Below are 22033 nucleotides of genomic sequence, written 5' to 3'. Positions count from 1 at the left end.
TTGTTTAACAATATGACAAATGTCATATCAATACATGACATTGCTTACTATTTTGAATTAGATAAATAAATTAAACTTATTTTATCAAATCAAGGAGGCAACAAATCATGACATCCATAGTCACAGTCGAACACCTCAATAAAAATTATGGCAAAAAGGAAATTCTGCATAACATTAACTTTACTGTCAATAAAAGCCAAATAATCGCCTTAATCGGAGAAAACGGTGCTGGTAAAACCACCCTGATAAATATTCTATTGGATTTAATTTCGTCTAATTCTGGAACAGTTAATATTTTAGATAATGAAAAAAACTTCAAAGAACGTATTGGTGTAATGATGCAACAAAACATTTCCATCACACGTATTACAGTTAAAGAAATATTGAAGCTTACCCAAAGTTATTATCAAAGTCCCTTAGCCTATGAAAAAATAATTGAATTGTCTGATTTATACGACTTAGAAGATTCCAAAATGGACAAATTATCAGGTGGACAAAAGAGACGTCTCTCCTTTGCCTTAGCAATTGCTGGTAATCCCGACCTACTTTTTTTAGATGAACCCACTGCCGGAATGGACAGTCAAAGTCGTACTAAATTTTGGCAAACAATCACTGATTTGAAAGAACAACACAAAACTGTCTTTGTTACTAGTCACTATCTAGAAGAACTAGAAACGATTGCCGATAGAATTATGATCTTACAAAATAAATCAATTAGTTTCGACGGATCAATCGCTCAACTACGTGTATTAGAAGGCGAAAGTATGATTGAATTCGATAGCAAACTCTTACCTAATTTATTCAAAGATATGCCTGAAATTATCGATTTCAAAAAAGTTGGTGATCACTATAAATTTACAACTAAGAATGCCGAATTAATTATCGGTCAACTTACACCATATCTAAACGCCATCAACAACTTAAAAGTTCAACAAAATTCGTTGGACTCATTGTTTGTTAATTTCAATAAAGAGGGTGCTACTCATGAATAGCTTTATTTATCAGATCAATATCAACTTCAAACGAATCATTCTTCGCAACAAGCGGTTTTTCCTTTTCGACATGATGCTTCCCATAATATTCTATCTGCTATATTCAAAAGTATTAGTTAATGGCATTCCACAAGCGGATCTGAAAACATGGCAAATGAATTATTTGATCAGTATGATTATTTATAGCTGTCTATTAGGTTCAATCATAACTGTTGCCAATACATTGCTTGAGGACAAGACCAGTCATTTTGACATTCTATCAAGATTGACTCCCCTACCACGCTGGCAATACTACCTATCTCGAATTTTAATTTTTATGTTACTCAATTTAATTTCAGCAATAGTTATTTGTCTAGTCGGAATATTAGTAAATCATTTAACCTTACCAATCGCAAACTGGTCATTAATAATCTTGATATCTGTCCTAGGCACTACTCCGCTTATCTTTATGGGAATATTAATTTCACTTGCAAATAATCCAGCCACGGTCAACCTTTTGAATAACATTGTCGTCTTCCCATTAGCAATAATCAGTGGGCTTTGGTGGCCAATTACCATGATGCCAAAGTGGCTACAATCAATCGGCAAATTAACTCCAACTTTTGAAATATCTAACATCGATCAATCTATCCTTCATGGTACAATTATAAATAGTCATTACATCTTAGGAATCATCCTTTGGCTAATGATCATTGTTGTAATAACTTTACTCATAACTAAGTATCAAAAACATAAGGAGTTAATCATCGAATGACATTCTTAGAGAATCATGTTTTATTTCCCAAAAGATTTGGCATTATGCCGTATTTTTGGGCATTCTCCTTAATTGCCTTATCCAGTCAACCACTGTTCGAAAAGAACAGTTTTAACTGGATTTTATTTTCACTATTATTAATCTTTCTCAAATTATATCGAGATGGATATGAGATCAACCGCTTATTACCATTACAAATAGTAGGTCAATTAATTATCACAACTTACTTAGTCTATGAATATAATTTAGGAACATTATTTATTTTTACAGCCTGGGAAATTGGTTCACTACCATTTAAAAATAAGCAATTCTACAAATATACAGCTATTTACTTAATTTTCAGTATTCTTTGTATCGCTGGAAATATATTAGTTAACTTCACGTCATACGGTATTTACGGAATAACCATTACCGCAGTATTTGCAATAGGCTCCCCTTTTGCTGCCAGATCACTTGGAAACAGTTATCGTAGAATGTATCGTTTGAAACAAAATAACAAACGATTGGAAACAATAATTAAACAAAACGAACGCGAACGAATTTCCAAAGATCTACACGATAATCTTGGGCAATCATTTTCTTTAATAACTTTAAAAGCCGAATTAGCTGATAAACTAATAGATAAGAATGCTGAACAAGCGCGTCAAGAAATCAGAGATATCGCCGCCACCTCTAGAGATGATTTGAGTTTAGTTAGGCAAATAGTTAGTGACCTGAATCAGAAGTCAATTGCTGAAGCGATGATTAAAGAAGAAAACAATTTAAGAGTTGTAAATATAATTCAACAATCAAATAACGAAAAAGTATCCGTTACTTGGCCAATCAAAATTCAAAATGTTTTGGCAGCAATTATCAAGGAAGCATCAACAAATATCATTAAATACAGTAAAGCGCATACAGCCACATTTGATTTTGGTCAAGACAATGATTACTATACTTTAGATATTAGTGATGATGGTGTCGGTTATAAAAAGGTCCGAAAAGATTCATTCGGATTAACGGGGATGTCACAGCGTCTATCTGATATTAATGGGGTTATAGATATTAGTTCGGATCACGGAACCATTTTAAAAATAAAAGTAAAAAAGGCAGATTAGAATGACGACAATTTATTTAGCAGAAGATCAAGAAATGTTAAATACAGCTTTGGCAACTTTACTAGGACTTGAGGATGACCTTGAAGTAATTGGAACAGCAACCGATGGTCAAACTGCTTTATCTGAAATTATTTCTAAAAAACCGGAGATTGCCATCCTAGATATTGAAATGCCAAAGTTATCCGGACTCGATGTGGCTGAACAAATAAAACTACTTGATCCTCCAACTAAGGTAATAATTTTAACAACTTTTGCCAGAGCAACCTATTTTGAACAAGCAGTCAAAACCAATGTCAATGGCTACTTACTAAAAGACAATCCAACTGATCAACTGGTCAAAACTATTCATGAAGTTTTAGATGGGCAAACAATCTTCTCACCAGAATTAGTAACTACTATTTTATCTGCCGAAAAAAATCCTTTGACCAAACGAGAACTAGACGTCTTAAAAGAGATAAAGCTTGGTAAAAATAGCAAAGAAATTGCTAAATCCGTCTTTCTATCTGATGGAACGGTTCGCAATTATATTTCATCCATATTAAGCAAAACTGGAGCTTCCTCTAGGATTGAGGCCCTGAATATCGCCGAAAAGAATAAATGGATCTAAAAAAGGAGCTGTATCTCACTTCGTTTTATAACAACAAGTGAAATACAGTTCCTTTTATTTATCTCATTTCATCACAACCTGCTTCAATCTTTAATTTACTTAAAACATCAGCGGCAAATTTTCCAAAGTATCTTTATTGTCACGTTGTGGCAATTTATATCCGACAAAATATGGTGACGCAACAAATCTCGGTTCCATCTTACAAATAATACCTGTGGTGCTAGTTAAATATGCCGTCTACAGAGCTGGAAAATATTCACTAGCTGTGCGGAACGGTTCGAGCCAAAATACGGTCTCGAACCTCGGTTTGAAGCCTTGACATAGTTCGTCAAGGCTCCAAACACGCCCGGTGATATAAGAACGGGAGGATCTCCCGTCCTTATATCACTTCCACGGCACACAAATATTTTCCAGCTCTTCCGACTAGTTAATTGTTCATAAATTGAGTATAGAAAAGCTCAATTGTTTTATATCCAGCCCGTTTTAAATTTTAATTTGGAAAATATAATTGAATTATAAAATTTGCCAATATAATTGAAGCGAATATTTGTAATTAATTATCAACTAGCACCATGCGTAAATAATATCTCCATCTTCATCGTATAAAAAAATATTGTATGAATCACAAGCCCCATTATGAAAATCATTTAATAAATAATGACTAGAGGTTGAAAGTCGAAAAACTAATATAGCTATTGTTGTTACAGGCCTAGAGCTAAATTATTTTTAAATGATCAGAAGTCTTTGTTTCATTGTTCCAACCATTAAAAAAAACTAGTTAGAAGAGCTGAGAGTATTCATTTGCAGCGAAAGTGGCGTTATTGCTTTAGCAATTACACCACCGGGCGTGTTGAAAACTCGCGGTTTTTGCGAGGCTTCAACCGAGGCCCGAGATCGCTCCTTGGCTCGGACCGTTCCGCGCAGCAACTGAATACTCTCAGCTCTGGAAACGGCATACTTAACTAAACTTTCAACCTTTAGTTAATGAATAATCCAGGTAAGAGGTTCACGTCCACATTCAGATTATTTTACCGGTTTCTCATTTAATGATTCGGAAATTCTCTTAAGGTACATTACGATCTCTTCTTGATTTGAATCGTCCTCTTCTGTTGGCTCTTCATCTGCTTCGCGACCCTTGATAATCTTGTTCATCATTTTGACCAATAAGAATACCACGAACGCAATTATCAAGAAATTAATGATGGACTCAATGAAAGCTCCATATTTGAATGTTGCATCCCCTACTTTAAACACTAAATTGCTGAGATCAATTTTCCCTAAAAACAATCCAATCAGTGGATTTATCAGGTTACCGACCAAAGACTGAACGATAGCTGTAAAAGCAGCACCCATAATGACACCTACAGCCAAGTCCATAACATTGCCACGACTAATAAAATCCTTAAATTCTTTTATCATATTTCAAAGTCTCCTAAAATAATTTATACCCTTAATTATGAATGTTTCCAGTCATTTTGTGCAAACTTTTCGCCAAAACGTTCTATACGTATCGTCAAGAATTTTCATTTAATGGAATTTTTGAAAAGCTTTTCATTTATAATTAATTTGAAAGGCCGTGAAAGTATGAATAAATTTGATATTTATAAAATGATTTTGGAAATTATCTCCGAGAAAAATCCCAAGGATTTTCAAGAGCTCTTAGATGATACCCAAAAGTACCAAATCGTTAAAAATTATATTGCTAGTGATAATCCTAACCAATTTTTAATTCAGGACCTGCAAGATTACGTGACAAGCATGATAAATGACGGCTTAATTGCCGGAACTATTAGCCCATTGAAATACGTTACCTTGATTAAGATCAATGGACTAACTATTCAGGGATTTCAATATCTTAAAAAAATACAGGAAGAGGATGCCGAACAGCAAGTTAAGACAATTTTAAATAGCAATAACCAACCTATGAATTCGAAGAGTTTGACAAAAGCACTATCATCCTTAATATTTTGATGATGATTTAACAAAACATGGTCAGCTTTTTAATATTAACGCAAATAGACACCGTAATCGGAATCGGATTACAGTGTCTATTTGCGTTAAGCAGAAAAATCATATTATTTATGCTTCATATTTAACGACGATAATAGTTATGCCTCAGTAGTATTTGCGGCATCCTTCTTTGTTTCGTCAGCAACCATTTGCTTTTCGGCTACCTTGAAGAATGGATAATACATCGCACCGGCTAGGAACAACTCAACAGCTGACCAAACGGCTGCACGCCAATCCCAACCTGTGGCCATCAAAGGTCCAATGATTGGAGGCATTGTCCATGGAACCATGGCAACTGGAGCATTCATTAATCCTAAACTGATTAATAAGTAACTACATGTTGCTAAAACTAATGGAATTACGATGAATGGAATCATTGTCAAAGGATTCATAACAATTGGGAATCCAAAAATAACAGGCTCATTGATTTCAAACAACGCACCAGGAAATGCTACTTTACCAAGATCACGATACGTTCTGCTCTTAGAAAAAATCATTAATAAAACAAGTGTGATCGTGGCACCAGTACCACCAACGTTGACCATCAAACTAGAAAATCCAGCAGCAGTAACATATGGAAGTGGTTGGTGATGTGCATATGCTGTCGCATTGGCAGCCAAAAATTGAAGAAAAATTGGATCTGCTATACCTTCCAAAGTCATATCACCATGGATACCACATACCCAGAGTAAGCTGACAAGGAATGTATAGACCAAAATACCAGGTAAAGTATTCATAGCAAACAATAATGGATGGAAAATTGCTTGTATAACTTGGTTAATATCAATATTTAAAGGCATTCTGATGAACCAGAATAGTAGCAAGATCACAAATCCAGGCAATAATGATACGAATGAATTTGAAACCGCCGTTGGTACTCCATCTGGTAATTTAATAACAATGTTTCTTTTGAGAAAGAAATTAAAAATTGTAACTGAAACCATAGCAGTAATAATAGCAGTAAATAAACCTGATGATGAAAAATTATCTGTGTCCAATTTGAACTTATCATTGAACGATACAAGAACAAAAGCCATAGTTGAAAGACCGGCACCAGAAATCGGATCAATTTTCAACTCTTTAGAAAGCTCATAGCCAATCCCAATGGCTGCAAGTAATGAAATAATACCGAAAGATCCATTAACAGCAACACTAATCATATTCATATAAGGTTTGATCAGATTAGTCCAAGCTGCAATAGGAATGTTACCTAAAATCAAGAAAATACTACCACTGATAATGGCAGGTAAAGTTAAAACTAACCCATTACGAATCGAAACAAGGTACTTATTGTTACCCACTTTTGCCATGGGTGGCATAACTGTATTTTGAAGCCAGTTCATGAAATTATTCATGACTGTCCCCCCTCTCTGTCGTTAATCCCTAACAACAGTTCAAAGTATAATACTGGAAACGTTTCCACACAATGGGTATATACCAAATTTACTAAATATCTTCATTTTGAGCATTTTTTACAAAATATAAACGTAATTGTTGAGCTTAAAAAATCATAACATAGATGCGAATCCTAATATTATGGATCCACACAATACGTCAAAGGCCGTTCCTGATTAATGAATAAATTTTTTATAATGCTAACTCGTTTGCATTTTCTAAAAAAATAGACAAAAAAAGGCTAAAATCGCTATCAACGATTTAAAGCCCTTTTTGAAATCTTATGAAACCAACGAAATGCCACTGACAAGAGTCGAACTTGCACTCGGGAAACCCGAACAGCGACCTGAACGCTGCGCGTCTGCCAATTCCGCCACAGTGGCATTATAATTCAAATAATTGCTTATTTAGATTACAATGAAAATGATACTACAAATGGAGGGTCTTGTAATGGAAAAAATTAGTAAAAGTATCTTAAATCAAATAATTTTGCCACGTAATCCCGAATCATACAAGGGAAATTATGGTAAAGTCCTAATTATTGCTGGATCGACTCATTTCGGGGGGGCCGCAATTTTATCCAGTAGCGCAGCCGTTCATTCTGGGGCTGGATTAGTAACCGTAGCAACCACTCCTGAAAAGTTCGCTGCTATCAATACTCACATTCCAGAGGCAATGACCATCGATTATCACAATAAAAAAGAATTGTTATCTGCTATTTTAAATAATGATGTTATTGCTATAGGTCCAGGTTTGGGAACATCGAGTGTCGCAATTGGCTTAGTTAAAGCCGTGCTTAATAATACTAAAACTGATCAAACTGTAATATTGGATGCATCAGCTTTGACAATTATCGCCGAAGAAAAAATACCTCTACAAACGACGGCTCACATCATCATGACACCTCACCAAGGCGAATGGCAGCGCCTTTCTCAGTTAGAGATACCCGCACAAACAGAGTTAAATAATTTTGAAAAACTCCAAGATTTAAACCCTGATGCAGTTTTAGTTTTAAAAAAACATCATTCAGAAATATATTTTCGAGACATGTCTTTTAAAATAATCGCAGGCAATCCTGGAATGGCAACAGGCGGTATGGGCGACACATTAACCGGAATCATGGCTGGTTTCATCGGACAATTCGGTTATTCCCTAGCAACAATCCAGTCAGCCCTATTAATCCATAGTATTATTGGTGACAAGTTAAACGAGAAACAATATGTAGTCTTACCTTCAGAAATCATCGATAAACTTCCCAAGTATATGCAAAAGTTCAGTTTACAGACCAAATAAAAACGCCATGATATGAATCCACCCCCTAAAGTGGATAGATATCATGGCGTTTTTCTTACAATTATTACCCGAAGACTGCCCAAATTATCTAATGTTGAAAATTCGTCTAATTCTCTCAACTCGAGGTCCTAATATTTTATCAGCTAAAGAAGTCTTTAGGACTAAGTAGCCATATATTACACCACCTAACCCAGCTTCCAACATCAAAGCAACCACTGAAATAATTCTATCGGAATTACCAACAAAGTGGAAAACGACCCAGTTTACGAACATAACTGAAACAAACATGATTAGTGAGAAAAGAATAATTCCACTTATACGACGAGAAATTCGACCGGTATTGAATGGATAAACTGCATGCAATTCACGAATCATTAGCCAACAAACCACGGCCATACCAATACTTGTAGCGATTAGAGGTCCAAATTCATGAAATAACCAAATCATTGGTAATTGCATAACAATTTTAACAATGAACCCATAAACGAAGTATTTAATGGCCAATCTATTGCGATATAACGCTTGCAATACCGCCGACAAAACAGTGAATAATCCCAGTAAAATCGATATAATTGATGAGAATTGTAACATCAAAACGCCGAGTGAATCATAACGATAAAAAGTTGTCCACAATGGCTGTGCAACGGCGTACATTCCCAATGATGCCGGAATCATAATGAAGAAAAACAACTCCAACGTGTTAGAAATCTGGTCTTCAATTTTATCTTTATCACCTTTAGAATACAGTCCTGACAAGATTGGAACGGCTGTAACGGCCATAGCGGTTGATAATGAGACAATAATCATAATCAATTTATTTGCTTGAAATCCAAATAATGAATAATAATTATCCAATTGCGCTCCTGAAGCGTTAACAAACATTCTCATAAACTGATTAAACGTTGATTGATCAAACAGATTGAAGAATGTAATACCAGCATCCAAGATAATGAACGGTACGGCTTGTTCAAAAATTTCTCGAGTGAAATTTCTTTCATTTACATCTGCAATCGGTTGCCCATTACGTGACAGACGCCTTAGTTTGGGCAAACGCCTCAACAATGCTAAGACTAAAATCCCAATGGCAACTGCTGCCCCAATAAATGCAGCAAATGTTGATTGAACAACGGCATTGATATAACTGCCTTTATTCATAATCATAATGACATATGTTGCTAAAAGCATGTAAATAACACGAGCAATTTGCTCGATAAATTGTGATATAGCGGATGGTGCCATATCAGAATATCCTTGCAGATATCCTCTCAAAATACTCAATATTGGAATAATCAAAACGGCAACAGCTAAAGATTTGATTACGGGAATACTTCTCGGATCACCATCAGTAAATATTGCTGCCAAAATAGGCGCTCCAAAATACATAACGGCTCCAAAAATCACACCCATAAAGGTCATAATCTTTAGACCATGCTTAAACAATTTATTACCAGTTGAATACTGATCAAGTGCATTATAATGTGAAATTTGTTTTGATATTGCGCCAGGAATACCAGCTGTTGAAATAATCAAGAACAAACTATAAATATTATAACCCTTAGCAAACAAGGCATTAGCTGCGGGATAATAAGATCCCATCCATGCCATCCATGGAATGATATATATCGCACCTAAAATACGAGAAAAAATACTACCAGCAGTCATCCAAGCTGAACCCTTCAGCATTGTGTCCTGCGAAGAAGGCTCAGGATCAATCACTGGCATTATATCTTCTTCATCATGGCTATTATTTACGCCCAAAACCTGCACCACCTTAAAAACTATCCATTTAATTATAGCAAAGTTATCTACCTAAAAAATTTAAATTACACTTAAATTACGTAAAAAGCAAATTAATTCAAATTAATTAACTATAGTTTAACTTTATAATGCCGTCTCCGGTCACCAGTACAATGCTTTAGCCTGCACTGCGACCGATTCGAGCCAAGGTCTCGAATCTCGCTGGCTAAAACATTGTACTGGTGACCTACGACTGATTCGTTTCTACATAATAATCGATTTGATGTCTTCATATTCCTAATCCATATATAAAATTAAGCTCCATACATTTCAATAAATATAAAGTGATCGGAATTTTTTTATATACTGGCTCGATTCGGCCACTTCAAACCCAATCCCTCACAAGTTCAATCGGACTTTCTTTACAAAACAAGAAAATTGTAAAGCGCGTTATGGTTTAAACAATGATAGAATAAGCTTGTTGCAGGTTAGAAAGCAAGTAATTAATTAATTGAACTCACCTAAAAATCTCTATTTTGCAATTATTCACACAAGTTTGAAATTCCTTCATATAATATATAAAACGCTTGAACAATATTATTTTCAGCTTGCTTTCGACGTAACAAAAAAAGACTTCGGAAATTTTCCGAAGTCTTTTTTATTTGTAATTATTTAACGACGATATTAACAATCTTGTTAGGAATAACAATTACCTTAACAATATTTTTACCATCAATAAATTTCTGAACTTTTTCATTTGTTGTAGCAAGTTTTTCAAGATCGTCTTTTGAAGTGCCATTAGCAACTTCAACCTTATCTCTCAACTTACCATTAACTTGCACGATAATTTCAACTGTGTCAGAAACAAGTTTTGCTTCATCATAAGTTGGCCATTTAGCATAAGAAATAGATTCTGTGTGACCAAACTTACTCCATAGTTCTTCCATCATGTGAGGTGCGATTGGAGCTAGCAATTGAACTAAGCCTTCTGCGTATGCTTTTGGCATTGTATCAACCTTGTGGGCTTCATTAATGAAGACCATCATTTGTGAAATTGCTGTATTAAAGTGCAATGCATCATAATCTTCAGTAACTTTCTTAACTGTTTCATTATAAACTTTATCAAGTTTACCATCATTTGTGTCAGTCAAGTAATCGTCCTTCAATGTACTGTAGTCATCATCGTTGATAAACAGGTTCCAGACACGATCCAAAAACTTGTATGAGCCTGACAAGCCATTCTCTGACCAAGCAATTGAGGCATCCAAAGGACCCATGAACATTTCATAAGCTCTCAAAGTATCGGCACCATATTGTTCAACTACATCATCAGGATTAACAACGTTACCCTTTGATTTAGACATCTTTTCGTGACCTTTACCAAGAATCATTCCTTGGTTAAATAGTTTTTGGAAAGGTTCTTTAGTTGGTACAACACCCAAATCATACAATACCTTGTGCCAGAATCTAGCGTAAAGCAAGTGCAATACGGCGTGCTCGGCCCCACCGATATATAAATCAACTGGCAACCACTGTTTCAATAAATCGTAATCAGCTAGTTCTTTATCATTATTAGGATCAATATATCTCAAGTAATACCAAGAAGAACCGGCCCATTGTGGCATCGTGTTGGTCTCACGACGACCTTTACGACCATCTTTATCAACTACATTCACCCAATCAGTCAAGTTGGCTAATGGACTTTCACCCGTACCTGATGGCTTAATATTTGTATCTTCTGGTAATTTAAGTGGCAATTCATCTTCCGGAACAAGTGAAGTAGTGCCATCTTCCCAATGAATAACAGGAATTGGTTCACCCCAGTATCTTTGACGTGAGAAGACCCAGTCACGAAGACGATAGTTAACTTTCTTTTCACCGAAACCTCTGTCCTCCATGTAATCAATAGCACGGGCAATAGCGTCAGCCTTGTTCAAACCATCCAAGAAATCCGAGTTGATATGCTTACCATCTGTCGTTATAACGCCGTTATTAAGATCACCTTCGATAACTTGAGTCATTGGCAGATCAAACTTCTTAGCAAAGGCATAATCACGTTCATCATGTGCTGGAACGGCCATAACGGCACCTGTACCATAAGTTACAAGAACATAATCTGAAATCCAGATTGGAAGCTTTTTACCATTAATTGGATTAATTGCATAAGCACCTGTGAAAACACCGGTTTTCTCATCATTCAAATCAGTTCTATCAAGATCTGATTTATGTGAAATTTCTTCCTTATAAGCCTCAACAGCAGCCTTTTGTTCAGGTGTTGTAATCTTATCAACAAGTTTATGTTCTGGGGCCAAAGTCATGTATTCAACACCAAAAATTGTATCAGGTCTTGTTGTAAAGACATTGATTTTATCGTCTGAGCCAGCAACATCAAAAGTAACTTGTGCACCGACAGAACGTCCAATCCAATTTCTTTGCATTTCTTTGATATTTTCTGGCCAATCAATATCGTCAAGATCATCCAACAATCTGTCAGCATAGGCTGTAATTTTTAGCATCCATTGGCGCATTGGTTTTCTAACAACTGGGAATCCGCCACGTTCGGTCTTACCATCAATGATTTCCTCATTGGCAACCACGGTTCCCAAATCTGGTGACCAGTTAACTAATGTTTCTGATTCATAAGCCAAACCCTTTTTGTACATTTGTTCGAAAATCCACTGTGTCCACTTATAGAACTTAGGATCAGTTGTTTGAACTTCACGTTCCCAGTCATACGAAAATCCTAATGAATTAATTTGACGCTTAAAGTTTTGAATATTCTTTTCGGTAAAGTCAGCAGGATTATGTCCAGTATTTAAAGCGTATTGTTCAGCTGGTAGTCCAAAAGCATCAAAGCCCATTGGATGTAAAACGTTATAGCCTTGAGCTCGCTTCATTCTAGCAATAATATCAGTTGCTGTATAACCTTCTGGATGTCCAACGTGAAGGCCTTGTCCTGATGGATATGGGAACATATCTAAGGCGTAAAAATTCTTCTTATTTGGATCCTCTGTTGTTTTAAAAGTCTTGTTTTCTTTCCAATACTTTTGCCATTTCTTTTCTACGGTGTTGTGATTGTACATATTTCTCCTCCTATACAAAAAAATCCTATGATTATTAAATTAATCATAGGACGAGTTATCGCGTTACCACCTAAGTTCCGTACCAAATAAGTACGACTCTCAAAATCCTTAACGAGGATCAATCGTAGTCACTTACTAAGGTTCGGCAACTATTGTTAGTGGATGAGTTCGAAAATAAACACTTACGCATTCACAGCCCCATGCGCTTTCTGAAAAGTTATTTATAATCTACTACTTCCGTGCTTATATCTTATACCATTAATGTTTGTCCGACAACCAGTAAATCAGAATTTAAATTATTTAATTGACGAATATTATCAACCGTTGTCCCAGCACTTGAGGCAATAGAGTCAATCGTATCACCACTTTGAACAGTTACAGAACTACTAGTTTTATTTTCTGAATCACTATCGTTTGAACTATAATCATTTTGAACATTAATTGATGATGAATCAGACGAATTATCTGATGGAACAAACTTCGTAACACCATCACGTTCATCTTGAACCATGACTGGTGCTTGTTGATTGCCATAAGCATCCCCAACATTGTTGGTGTCACTCGTATCATTATTTTTATTAGCCGAACTACTCATTGATAATGGTTGTCCATCAGCTCCGATTACTTGTGTAATAATCAAAGTTTTTCCAGCATAAATGTAATTATCAGTCTTCAAGTTATTCAAACTCATCAAAGTATCAGTCGTCATGTTAAATTTGTCAGCAATCGACTGTAATGTATCACCTTGGGCTACAGTATAAGTTTGATCCTTATCAGTAGTAGCTGTGTCGAACTGTGTTAAATTATATTTTTCGATAACACTATTCAACTTGTCAGCATAAGTTGTATCGGTAGCATAACGCCCAGTCAAATACTTAGTAGCATCTTTGTATGACGTTGTATTGCTCTTCCAAGTACCAGCATAAATTTGCGAATTCCCTGAAGTTCCACCACGAAGTAATGAAACATAATCTTCAAGTGATTCCTTGTATGAAGGATATTTTCTGAAGTTAGAGTTAATTGAATACAGACTACCAGTTCCGTCGTCTTCTTGTGTACCCATATTAACTGATTCGCCGTTATAATCCCCTTTAATACCAAAAAGATTATAATTAGGTGCACTAGCTAGTCCGCTTGTACCCCAACCACTTTCAACCATTGCTTGTGCAATCATAACTGAAGCGTAGAGATCATTATTTGAAGCTAACTTACGAGCTGAATTACCAATGTAATCAATAAATTGTTGATCACCGACACCAGTTGAAGTTACTGGTGTCGCAACTGCTGCTGAGTTTTGATTCAACAAATTATTAACAGATAACGCTTCCGCTTTAACTGGTGTTGGAGCAGAAATATTAGTAATCTCTGCCACAGCTGCACCAACAAACATACTTGACCCCAAGATCGTCATATTTTTGCGTAAGTTTGCGTTCTTACTTTTTTTATTATTTAATCTAGTCAAACGACTATCTTCGATTTTGCGTTCATGACGTGTCATAACCATAAATATCTGCTCTCCCTCAAAATCTTTATACCTTATTATATTTCTTAACAAAAACTTAAACAATAGAGAGATTGAAAAATATGAAAATATCTAAAAAAATATCCATCTTAAATGTATTTTTACTGCTGATTTTTGCTTTTTGGACTATTAACGTTGTTTTAAATACTAATTTGATTCAAAACTTTGATACTACCTTGATAAATCAAATTTATCACCACAATTACCTGACACTTGGCATCTTCCGGATAATAACTAGCATCGGAGACACTTATGCAACTATCGTTGTAACCGCAATTATTTTTTTACTTTTAATTGTTAAAAAATATCACTATGCGGCAATTTATTTAGTGCTCAATAAAGTAGTCATTTCCGGAATCAACAGCATAATTAAAACCATCATTGACCGACCACGACCAAGTCACCATCATTACGTATCTGCTGGTGGCTACAGTTTTCCCAGCGGGCACTCTGCTAGCTCGTTTGCACTGTATATTTCAATTTTGATTATCAGTCTCTATATTTTCAAAAAAATCAGTATAAAAATTCTTATCAGCACCATTTGTATTGCCATGGTTCTCTTGATTGGATACAGCCGTATTTTCTTAGGCGTTCACTATCCAAGTGATGTCCTCGGTGGATATCTTTTGGCAGCTACTATCCTAACTTTCAATACTCTATTATTCAGAACCAAGAATCTTTCGATTCTTAAGTTCAAAGGCGTTAAGAATTAGACCCAATATCAATAATACAAGAGTAGCAACGTAAATATTGTGCAATCCTGAAAAAAGAATTTGTCTCATTTTGGGTAAAAGCTGATGTGGCAAGGAATTGGCGGTCTGTGGATCAATCAATTTATTCATCATATCGATCGTAATATGTTTATTCTCTGCCGCTCCTTTGGCCAAAGCAGTATTCAAAACAATTCCATAGACTGAAACCATCATTGATTGACCAATTGTTCTCAATAAAGTATTAAAACTAGTTGCAACCCCGACATTTTCGGGATCAACAACTGTCTGTGATGTAACTGTGGTTGTAGTAATTGTTAAGCCAAAGCCAAGTCCTGCGATTCCGGCCAACATGCAGAAGTACCAGAACGGCGTTGTTGGTCCTGCGGCTAGTAGTAAAACATTAGCAATTGCTAAGAAGAATAGACTGATATAAATGACTCGATTGGGAGCCATCTTTTTTATCAAAGAACCCGCCCAGAAAGATCCAAGAATCCAGACAATTGAACTTGGCGTTACGGCGAAACCACCCATTGATGGACTCAAACCTAAAATACCTTGCATCCATGTTGGAATATAAGCTTCAAACCCAATCAAGAAGCCACTTACCAATAATGCCAAAACGTTTTGGATAACGAAAGTTTTATTCTTGAATAATTCTAACGGTAGAATTGGATCAGCAACATGTTTTTCAACATGAATAAAAACAAAAATCGAAATAATTGATACTAGAACCAAACCTAAAGGTATCAACATTGTGCTACTACCAATATTTTGTAAGGCTAACATTAATGGCAACAATACAAAAATCAACATGATGGTTCCCATATAGTCAATTCTGATTTTCTCGTGTTCTCGTTTATCTTCCTTAAAGAAAATCCAAATCAAGGCCATCGTTATCAAACCAACTGGCAAGTTGATTAAGAAAACCCAGTGCCAACTCAATTTTTCAACGATAAAGCCACCTAGTAACGGTGCTATAACGGCAGCAATTCCCCAAGCTGACCCGTTTAAGCCTAAAATACGGGCTCTTTTCTCTAAAGGATAAATATCCGCAATAATTGTAAATGTCAGTGGCTGAATCGCTCCAGAACCGATACCTTGAATCACACGTGCCAAAATTAACGTCAACATTGAATTCGACATCGCACACAAGGTCGAACCAATAACGAAAATTACTAAACCAATTAATAGAACTGGTTTACGACCAACAATATCTGATAACTTTCCATAAATTGGTGTCGCTACGGCAGTCATTAGTAGATAGACCGAAAAGACCCAGTTCATCAAACTAACCCCATGTAAACTCCCGATAATTGTCGGCATTGCGGTCGAAACGATAGTTCCCTCAATTGCCGTCATGAACGTTGCAATAAATACTGCAATCGTGACAATTACAACATTCGACTGATTTTTTTGTGCCATTAAATAATTCCTCCCATAAAAAAAGAGACTTTCCTTAAAGTTAAACTTTAAAGAACGCCTCTGTAATCACCGATTAAATTTTCAAGAAACTCTTAATATCATTAACTTTATCAAGTTTTTCCCATGGTAAATCGATATCTGTACGTCCGAAGTGACCGTATGCGGCCGTCTTCTTATAAATTGGTCTTTGTAGATCAAGCATTTTGATGATACCTAGTGGACGTAAATCGAAGAACTTGTTAATAACTTCTTCAAGTTGTTCTTCAGAAAATTCACTAGTACCAAATGTATCAATGTGAATTGACACAGGTTTTGCTACACCAATGGCATAAGCAATTTGAATCTCAACCTTTTCAGCTACGCCAGCCGCAACAAGGTTCTTAGCAATATATCTCGCAGCATAACTAGCTGAACGGTCAACTTTGGTAGCATCCTTACCTGAGAAAGCACCACCACCATGTCGAGCGAAGCCACCATATGTATCAACGATAACTTTACGTCCTGTAAGTCCAGAATCACCTTCTGGACCTCCAATAACGAATCGACCTGTAGGATTGATCAAAATTTTTGTTTGATCATCCATCATGTTAGCAGGTACGACCTCATCGATAACATATTTCTTGATATCCTTTTGAACTTGTTCCAAACTAGCCTCAGCTGTATGTTGTGTGCTCAAAACAATTGTATCAACACGAACGGGATGATCATTTTCATCATATTCGATTGTAACTTGTGACTTTGCGTCAGGCATCAAGTAATCGATAGTTCCGTTCTTTCTAACTTCGGCTGTTTTTCTCATTAGCTTATGAGCTAGAGAAATTGGCAATGGCATGAATTCTTTAGTTTCATTTGTAGCGAAACCGAAAACAAAGCCTTGATCACCGGCACCGATTTGATCCAAAGGATCTTTATCGTTATTGCCACGTTCTTCTAATGCATCATCAACACCCAAAGCAATATCAGGAGATTGTTCATCTAGTGCAACTAGTACGGCACAACTATTACCATTGAAACCAGGATTTGTTCCATCATAACCTATATCGGTAATTGTTTTACGTACGACACTTTGAATATCAACATATGCAGAAGTTGAAATTTCACCTACAACTAGCACTAAACCAGTTGTAACAGTTGTCTCGCAGGCAACACGCGCATCTTTATCCTTTGCTAAAATAGCATCAAGAATTGCATCACTTATTTGATCAGCAACTTTATCTGGATGTCCCTCTGAAACGGATTCAGAAGTAAATAAATAATTTTTTGACATATTTTTTCCACCTTTTCGGTTACAGGGCCTCTCCTTAAACAAAAAAAGGATCCCATCAGGAACCTTTTAATAGGTTAACACAAAATTAATCCATTTTCATGAAAAAACTCGGTTTGACGTGCAACTTTTTCTACATTAATATGTTTTTATGAGCCAAAGGAGTTCACATGGATAAATTAAAATCTAAAAAATTGTTATCAGCCTTTATTGAATTTATTAGCTATCATATTTTCCCTTTTATTTTTATTTTCGTCCACAATTTGAATAATTATTCCCTCCATGGTTTTTTGATTATCATGGTGGCAATGGTAGCTCTGTATAAAGAATTCATTCTAACCTTGAATCCTAATAAATACTTCCATATTTTGTACAGTGCCATTTATATATTGCTGGCCGTTCTATCATTACGATCACTGAATTTATCTGTGATAATTTTGGTATTCGCACAATTAGCCTTCCTATATATGACACGATATTTACCAGACAACTATCAAAATTTAGTTTCACTAGTGGAAGATTTTGTTGTTCCCAGTTTCATGTCAATAGCGTTGGCCTTCACTTATATGCACTTTATTTCAGTTAATTTCGTTGTCCCACTACTATTAGTTAATCTGGCAACAGTATTGATTAATTATTTTGAAGGAACTAGCTTTGATTACATTGAATTGGTAGTTATCTCAGTTCTATGTGTAATTTTATTTTTATTAAATTACATCAGTTTGTGGACTGCCCTAGCAATTATTGTCTTTATTGTTACGATGTCATTATTGAAAAAATATAAGAACTTCAATCAGTCCAATCTTTTTTATAGGGTTATCGGTAATTTGATTCTTGTTATATAAATCGGTGTGCTAGTTAATTATGCCGTCTCCAAAGCTGAGAAATTTAATTTTTATCAGACAAAATTTTTTTTGAGTTCAATTTTTAATTATAAAAACATGGAATGTCTCACACTTGAAATAATTAGGTGTGAGACATTCCATGTTTGCTAAATAAAACAATTTGTTACTTTTCAACCTTCAGTTGGAACTTAAAATAATCCAGATATAAAAGCAATTGAATATTTTTACATTCAATTAATAACGATTAATTAGTCGGTGGAGCTGGAATATTTAACTAGTGCAACACGTACCCTTAATAGAATCTTTTACTTATAATTTAATTACTTTCATAATCATTATAAAATTAGGGACAAAAAAACACCTAACATTAAGTTAGGTGTCTATACGCTTTTGGTATGGAGGATACAGGGATCGAACCTGTGACCTCCTGCTTGTAAGGCAGATGCTCTCCCAGCTGAGCTAATCCTCCAAAAGTGACTCCTACGGGATTTGAACCCATGTTACCGCCGTGAAAGGGCGGTGTCTTAACCACTTGACCAAGGAGTCATAAATATTTAATCGATATATTGCTCTCTCAAGCACAAGAAATATAATACAATAATAATAAAGGCGTAGCAAGCCTTTTTTTACATTTTTCGATTTTTTTTCAAAAACAGGAGGATAATGGACTTTGAATGTTCAAAAATACTTTGAAACAGCTAAAACTATGGATTTGGCTCAAGATATGCTCGGACATACCTTTACCTATAATTCGGATCAAGGCACTTTCTCCGGTCTAATTGTTGAGACTGAAGCTTACTTAGGGCCAATCGATATGGCATCACACAGTTACAATGGTCGTCACTCACCTGCTAATGATCCACTCTATCAAGCCGGTGGTACAATTTATATTTATTCAATTCACAGTTGGCTAGACATGGATATTAGTATCCAACCAGTAGGTACTCCAAATGGCATTCTCATTCGTGCTCTACAGCCTCTTGAAGGTATTGAGCAAATGGAAGTCAATCGTAATCGAACTGGTTTTGAGACGACTAACGGCCCTGCTAAATGGATGGCAGCCTTTGGCATCAAAGACAAATCGCTTTCTGGCACTAAATTAAATGAAAATAACTTTATTTTTTCAACAGAAAAAGTCCAGACTCCTCAAAATATTTTAGCAACACCACGTATCGGTGTGAAAAATAAGGAACCATGGACTTCGAAAAATATGCGTTTTATTGTTGAGGGCAATCCCTATGTTTCGAAACTACCCAAGCGTGACATGAATCTTGAAACTTATGGTTGGTTATAAGCGGTCACTACGAGCACGTAATGCATAAAGAATTGCGACTGTATCAACAACTTCTTGAAGCAAAGCGCCGATAACCGTTGGAATCAATCCAAATGCGGCAATAATCATTAAACCAATACATATGAAAATACCAATCAAAACGGCCTCACGAGCAACCTTCATCGTATCATGGGCAATTTTAACAACTAGACTGACCTTACTTAAATCATCCTGTAAAATTACAGCATCAGCCGATTCACTAGCAGCATTGGCTCCCTTATAGCCCATCGCAATACCTACATCCGCTAATGCTAGGGCTGGAGCATCATTAACACCATCACCGACCATAACAGTTGGATGATATTCTTTACTTAAACCATTGATAATTTTAACTTTATCTGCTGGCAAACTTGAAGGATAAGCCTTCGTAATCCCTACTTCTGAAGCAACCATTTCGGTGGCTTCTTTTTTGTCACCAGAAATCATCAAGATGTTCTTGATTCCAAAATCTTTCAATTTCTGAATCGTTGATTTAGACTCCGGACGAATTTGATCAAGCAGACTGTAAACACCAGCATATTTACCATCGATCGAAATGTAAACCCCTGACCCTTTGACATCATCAACAATCTCATCAGTTACGAATTTGCCTTGACCGACTTTAACAACATGTCCATCGATCGTACCAACGATACCTTCAGCGGTAACTTCCTTTAGATTCTCAGCATTAGTTAAATTCAAATTGCGCTCTTTAGCATAATTGATAATTGCCTCTGCCATAACATGACTAGAGTTTTGTTCAATTGAAGCTGCATAAGACATGACAGTCTCTGGTTTGAATCCGTTAGCAGTCTTAAATTGATCAACCACCAACTTGCCCATTGTAATAGTACCTGTCTTATCGAAAGCAACTGTTTGAGCCGAATTCAATTTTTCCAAAGCGGTACCAGATTTAATGATGATACCGTTTCTGCTCGTACGACTCATCCCTGATACAAAGGCAATGGGTGCTGCCAAAATCAATGGACAAGGTGATGCAACAACCAAAACCTGTGCAATTCTAATTGGATCTTTGGAAATATACCAAGCAATACCTGCAATAACATAAGCAATCAAAGTAAATGGCACAGCATAACGGTCTGCTAAACGGACGAAATGTGCTGGGTGTGTCTCTGATTCTTTAACAAGCTTAACAATTGCCTGATATTCAGAATCTGCCGCAATCTTATCAGCTTTAATTTTAAAAGGATTTTCGCCATTAATCGATCCAGACATAACATACTTACCTTTTGCAACATTAACAGGTACTGATTCACCCGTTAATGATGATTCATCAACTTCAGATTGTCCATCAAAGACTGTTCCATCAACAGGAACTTGTTCTTTAGGACGAATCAATAACTCATCACCGATTTTAACATCATCAATATCAACATCCTTGATATGACCATTGTCAATCATATGTGCTTTTGATGGCGTATTATCTAGTAAAGATTTCAACTCACTCTTTGCCTTATTGGCAGCATATTCTTCAAGAGTATCCCCACCAGTTAGCATCAACAGGACAATCCATCCAGCCCAGTATTGACCAAGACTGATAGTTGCCACGATGGCCGTGATTGCTAATAGATCAATACCGAAATTACCTGACTTGAGGACTTTGACCATATCGACAAACATAATTAATGCCAACAATAAACCAAGAATACTAATAATCAGTTGGGCATAACCGTTTAAATGAAACCCGAATTCCAAAACGGCTGCAATAAAACCAATCGTTAACGTTCCATATAGTTTAATCTTGTCTGAATTCATAAAATTACACCCCTCCCAAAAAATAATTCTTCTTTTGTCTTGATTATACATTCTTTATATAAAAAAGTGAATACTTATTTAGAATCATTCTCATTTAGCTATCATTTCAATTAGTGCCGCTTTACTAGCTACATCAGTAGACTTCTGGCATACTTTTTCACTTGGAAAGATATTCAGGTACGTTATAATCATACCCAAATACGAGAGCTAC

Annotated in this window: 18 protein-coding genes, 3 tRNA genes, 1 riboswitch and 1 other annotated feature; of the genes, 9 read left to right on the top strand and 12 right to left on the bottom strand. The window is 35.8% G+C overall.

The genetic code is table 11. The features are described 5' to 3' along the window. Window positions 1-107: 107 nt before the first annotated feature. The 4 genes from FFM71_RS09290 to FFM71_RS09275 are packed head-to-tail and all read left to right on the top strand — an operon-like array spanning window position 108 to window position 3450. Complete coding sequence (locus FFM71_RS09290) at window positions 108-992, top strand: ABC transporter ATP-binding protein (protein WP_137611897.1); 885 nt, start codon at window positions 108-110, stop codon at window positions 990-992. Continuing rightward, window positions 985-1746, top strand: a complete 762-nt coding sequence (locus FFM71_RS09285; protein ID WP_137611896.1) for an ABC transporter permease — start codon at window positions 985-987, stop codon at window positions 1744-1746. The genes FFM71_RS09290 and FFM71_RS09285 overlap by 8 nt, the downstream gene beginning before the upstream one ends. Continuing rightward, window positions 1743-2843 (top strand): sensor histidine kinase, encoded by a 1101-nt coding sequence (locus FFM71_RS09280; RefSeq protein WP_137611895.1) that lies wholly within the window; start codon window positions 1743-1745, stop codon window positions 2841-2843. Before FFM71_RS09285 ends, FFM71_RS09280 begins: the two co-directional genes overlap by 4 nt. Window position 2844: 1 nt before the next feature. Next, entirely contained in the window at window positions 2845-3450 is a 606-nt protein-coding gene (locus FFM71_RS09275) for a DNA-binding response regulator (protein WP_137611894.1), read from the top strand. 99 nt (window positions 3451-3549) lie between these two features. On the opposite strand, the gene FFM71_RS09270 is transcribed toward FFM71_RS09275, so the two are convergent. Further along, window positions 3550-3657 (bottom strand): DUF4931 family protein, encoded by a 108-nt coding sequence (locus FFM71_RS09270; protein WP_223876519.1) that lies wholly within the window; start codon window positions 3655-3657, stop codon window positions 3550-3552. Between the two features lie 816 nt (window positions 3658-4473). Next, window positions 4474-4869: a large-conductance mechanosensitive channel protein MscL gene (mscL, locus tag FFM71_RS09265; RefSeq protein WP_137611892.1), complete on the bottom strand. Its 396-nt coding sequence runs from the start codon at window positions 4867-4869 to the stop codon at window positions 4474-4476. A gap of 165 nt (window positions 4870-5034) precedes the next feature. On the opposite strand from mscL, the gene FFM71_RS09260 reads away from it, so the two are divergent. Beyond that, window positions 5035-5421, top strand: coding sequence for a hypothetical protein (locus tag FFM71_RS09260; RefSeq protein ID WP_137611891.1), 387 nt, complete (start codon window positions 5035-5037; stop codon window positions 5419-5421). 137 nt (window positions 5422-5558) lie between these two features. On the opposite strand, the gene FFM71_RS09255 is transcribed toward FFM71_RS09260, so the two are convergent. Then, entirely contained in the window at window positions 5559-6815 is a 1257-nt protein-coding gene (locus tag FFM71_RS09255; RefSeq protein ID WP_137611890.1) for a PTS sugar transporter subunit IIC, read from the bottom strand. A 338-nt stretch (window positions 6816-7153) separates the two neighbouring features. Then, window positions 7154-7238, bottom strand: a tRNA-Leu gene (locus FFM71_RS09250). A gap of 67 nt (window positions 7239-7305) precedes the next feature. On the opposite strand from FFM71_RS09250, the gene FFM71_RS09245 reads away from it, so the two are divergent. Beyond that, the gene (locus FFM71_RS09245; RefSeq protein WP_137611889.1) at window positions 7306-8148 is read left to right on the top strand and encodes an NAD(P)H-hydrate dehydratase; all 843 of its coding nucleotides are present in this window, start codon (window positions 7306-7308) and stop codon (window positions 8146-8148) included. 84 nt (window positions 8149-8232) lie between these two features. Here FFM71_RS09245 and FFM71_RS09240 read toward each other — a convergent pair whose 3' ends face one another. The 3 genes from FFM71_RS09240 to FFM71_RS13850 form a co-directional block, all read right to left on the bottom strand. Continuing rightward, window positions 8233-9870 carry a putative polysaccharide biosynthesis protein gene (locus FFM71_RS09240; RefSeq protein ID WP_137611932.1) on the bottom strand — a complete coding sequence of 546 codons (1638 nt, stop codon included), beginning with the start codon at window positions 9868-9870 and terminating at the stop codon, window positions 8233-8235. A 683-nt stretch (window positions 9871-10553) separates the two neighbouring features. Continuing rightward, window positions 10554-12968 (bottom strand): leucine--tRNA ligase, encoded by a 2415-nt coding sequence (gene leuS, locus FFM71_RS09235; protein WP_137611888.1) that lies wholly within the window; start codon window positions 12966-12968, stop codon window positions 10554-10556. A 43-nt stretch (window positions 12969-13011) separates the two neighbouring features. Beyond that, window positions 13012-13222: a binding site (T-box leader), on the bottom strand. Then, a complete protein-coding gene (locus FFM71_RS13850; RefSeq protein WP_137611887.1) occupies window positions 13219-14472 on the bottom strand; it encodes a glucosaminidase domain-containing protein in 1254 nt (417 codons plus the stop codon). (Overlaps the previous feature by 4 nt.) An 80-nt stretch (window positions 14473-14552) precedes the next feature. Here FFM71_RS13850 and FFM71_RS09225 point away from each other — a divergent pair, with 80 nt between their 5' ends. Then, the gene (locus FFM71_RS09225; RefSeq protein ID WP_137611886.1) at window positions 14553-15203 is read left to right on the top strand and encodes a phosphatase PAP2 family protein; all 651 of its coding nucleotides are present in this window, start codon (window positions 14553-14555) and stop codon (window positions 15201-15203) included. Here the strand turns inward: FFM71_RS09225 and FFM71_RS09220 are convergent. Both FFM71_RS09220 and metK read right to left on the bottom strand, forming a co-directional pair. Continuing rightward, window positions 15150-16625 carry an MDR family MFS transporter gene (locus tag FFM71_RS09220; protein WP_137611885.1) on the bottom strand — a complete coding sequence of 492 codons (1476 nt, stop codon included), beginning with the start codon at window positions 16623-16625 and terminating at the stop codon, window positions 15150-15152. The genes FFM71_RS09225 and FFM71_RS09220 overlap by 54 nt on opposite strands. A gap of 73 nt (window positions 16626-16698) precedes the next feature. Then, window positions 16699-17892, bottom strand: coding sequence for a methionine adenosyltransferase (gene metK / locus FFM71_RS09215; protein ID WP_137611884.1), 1194 nt, complete (start codon window positions 17890-17892; stop codon window positions 16699-16701). Next, window positions 17890-17967: riboswitch (SMK box riboswitch) on the bottom strand. (Overlaps the previous gene by 3 nt.) A 92-nt stretch (window positions 17968-18059) precedes the next feature. On the opposite strand from metK, the gene FFM71_RS09210 reads away from it, so the two are divergent. Next, window positions 18060-18734, top strand: coding sequence for a hypothetical protein (locus FFM71_RS09210; protein WP_137611883.1), 675 nt, complete (start codon window positions 18060-18062; stop codon window positions 18732-18734). Window positions 18735-19130: 396 nt separating this feature from the next. On the opposite strand, the gene FFM71_RS09205 is transcribed toward FFM71_RS09210, so the two are convergent. After that, a tRNA-Val gene (locus FFM71_RS09205) sits at window positions 19131-19203 on the bottom strand. 5 nt (window positions 19204-19208) lie between these two features. Continuing rightward, a tRNA-Glu gene (locus FFM71_RS09200) sits at window positions 19209-19280 on the bottom strand. A 124-nt stretch (window positions 19281-19404) separates the two neighbouring features. On the opposite strand from FFM71_RS09200, the gene FFM71_RS09195 reads away from it, so the two are divergent. Continuing rightward, complete coding sequence (locus FFM71_RS09195) at window positions 19405-20028, top strand: DNA-3-methyladenine glycosylase (RefSeq protein ID WP_137611882.1); 624 nt, start codon at window positions 19405-19407, stop codon at window positions 20026-20028. On the opposite strand, the gene FFM71_RS09190 is transcribed toward FFM71_RS09195, so the two are convergent. Beyond that, entirely contained in the window at window positions 20023-21822 is a 1800-nt protein-coding gene (locus FFM71_RS09190) for a heavy metal translocating P-type ATPase (RefSeq protein WP_137611881.1), read from the bottom strand. The genes FFM71_RS09195 and FFM71_RS09190 overlap by 6 nt on opposite strands. Window positions 21823-22033: the final 211 nt, after the last annotated feature.

The organism is Companilactobacillus huachuanensis (assembly GCF_005404815.1).
GTDB classification, from domain to species: Bacteria; Bacillota; Bacilli; order Lactobacillales; family Lactobacillaceae; genus Companilactobacillus; species Companilactobacillus huachuanensis.
Note: the sequence above shows the minus strand (reverse complement) of the source record. Positions and strands in the feature narration are given on the sequence as shown.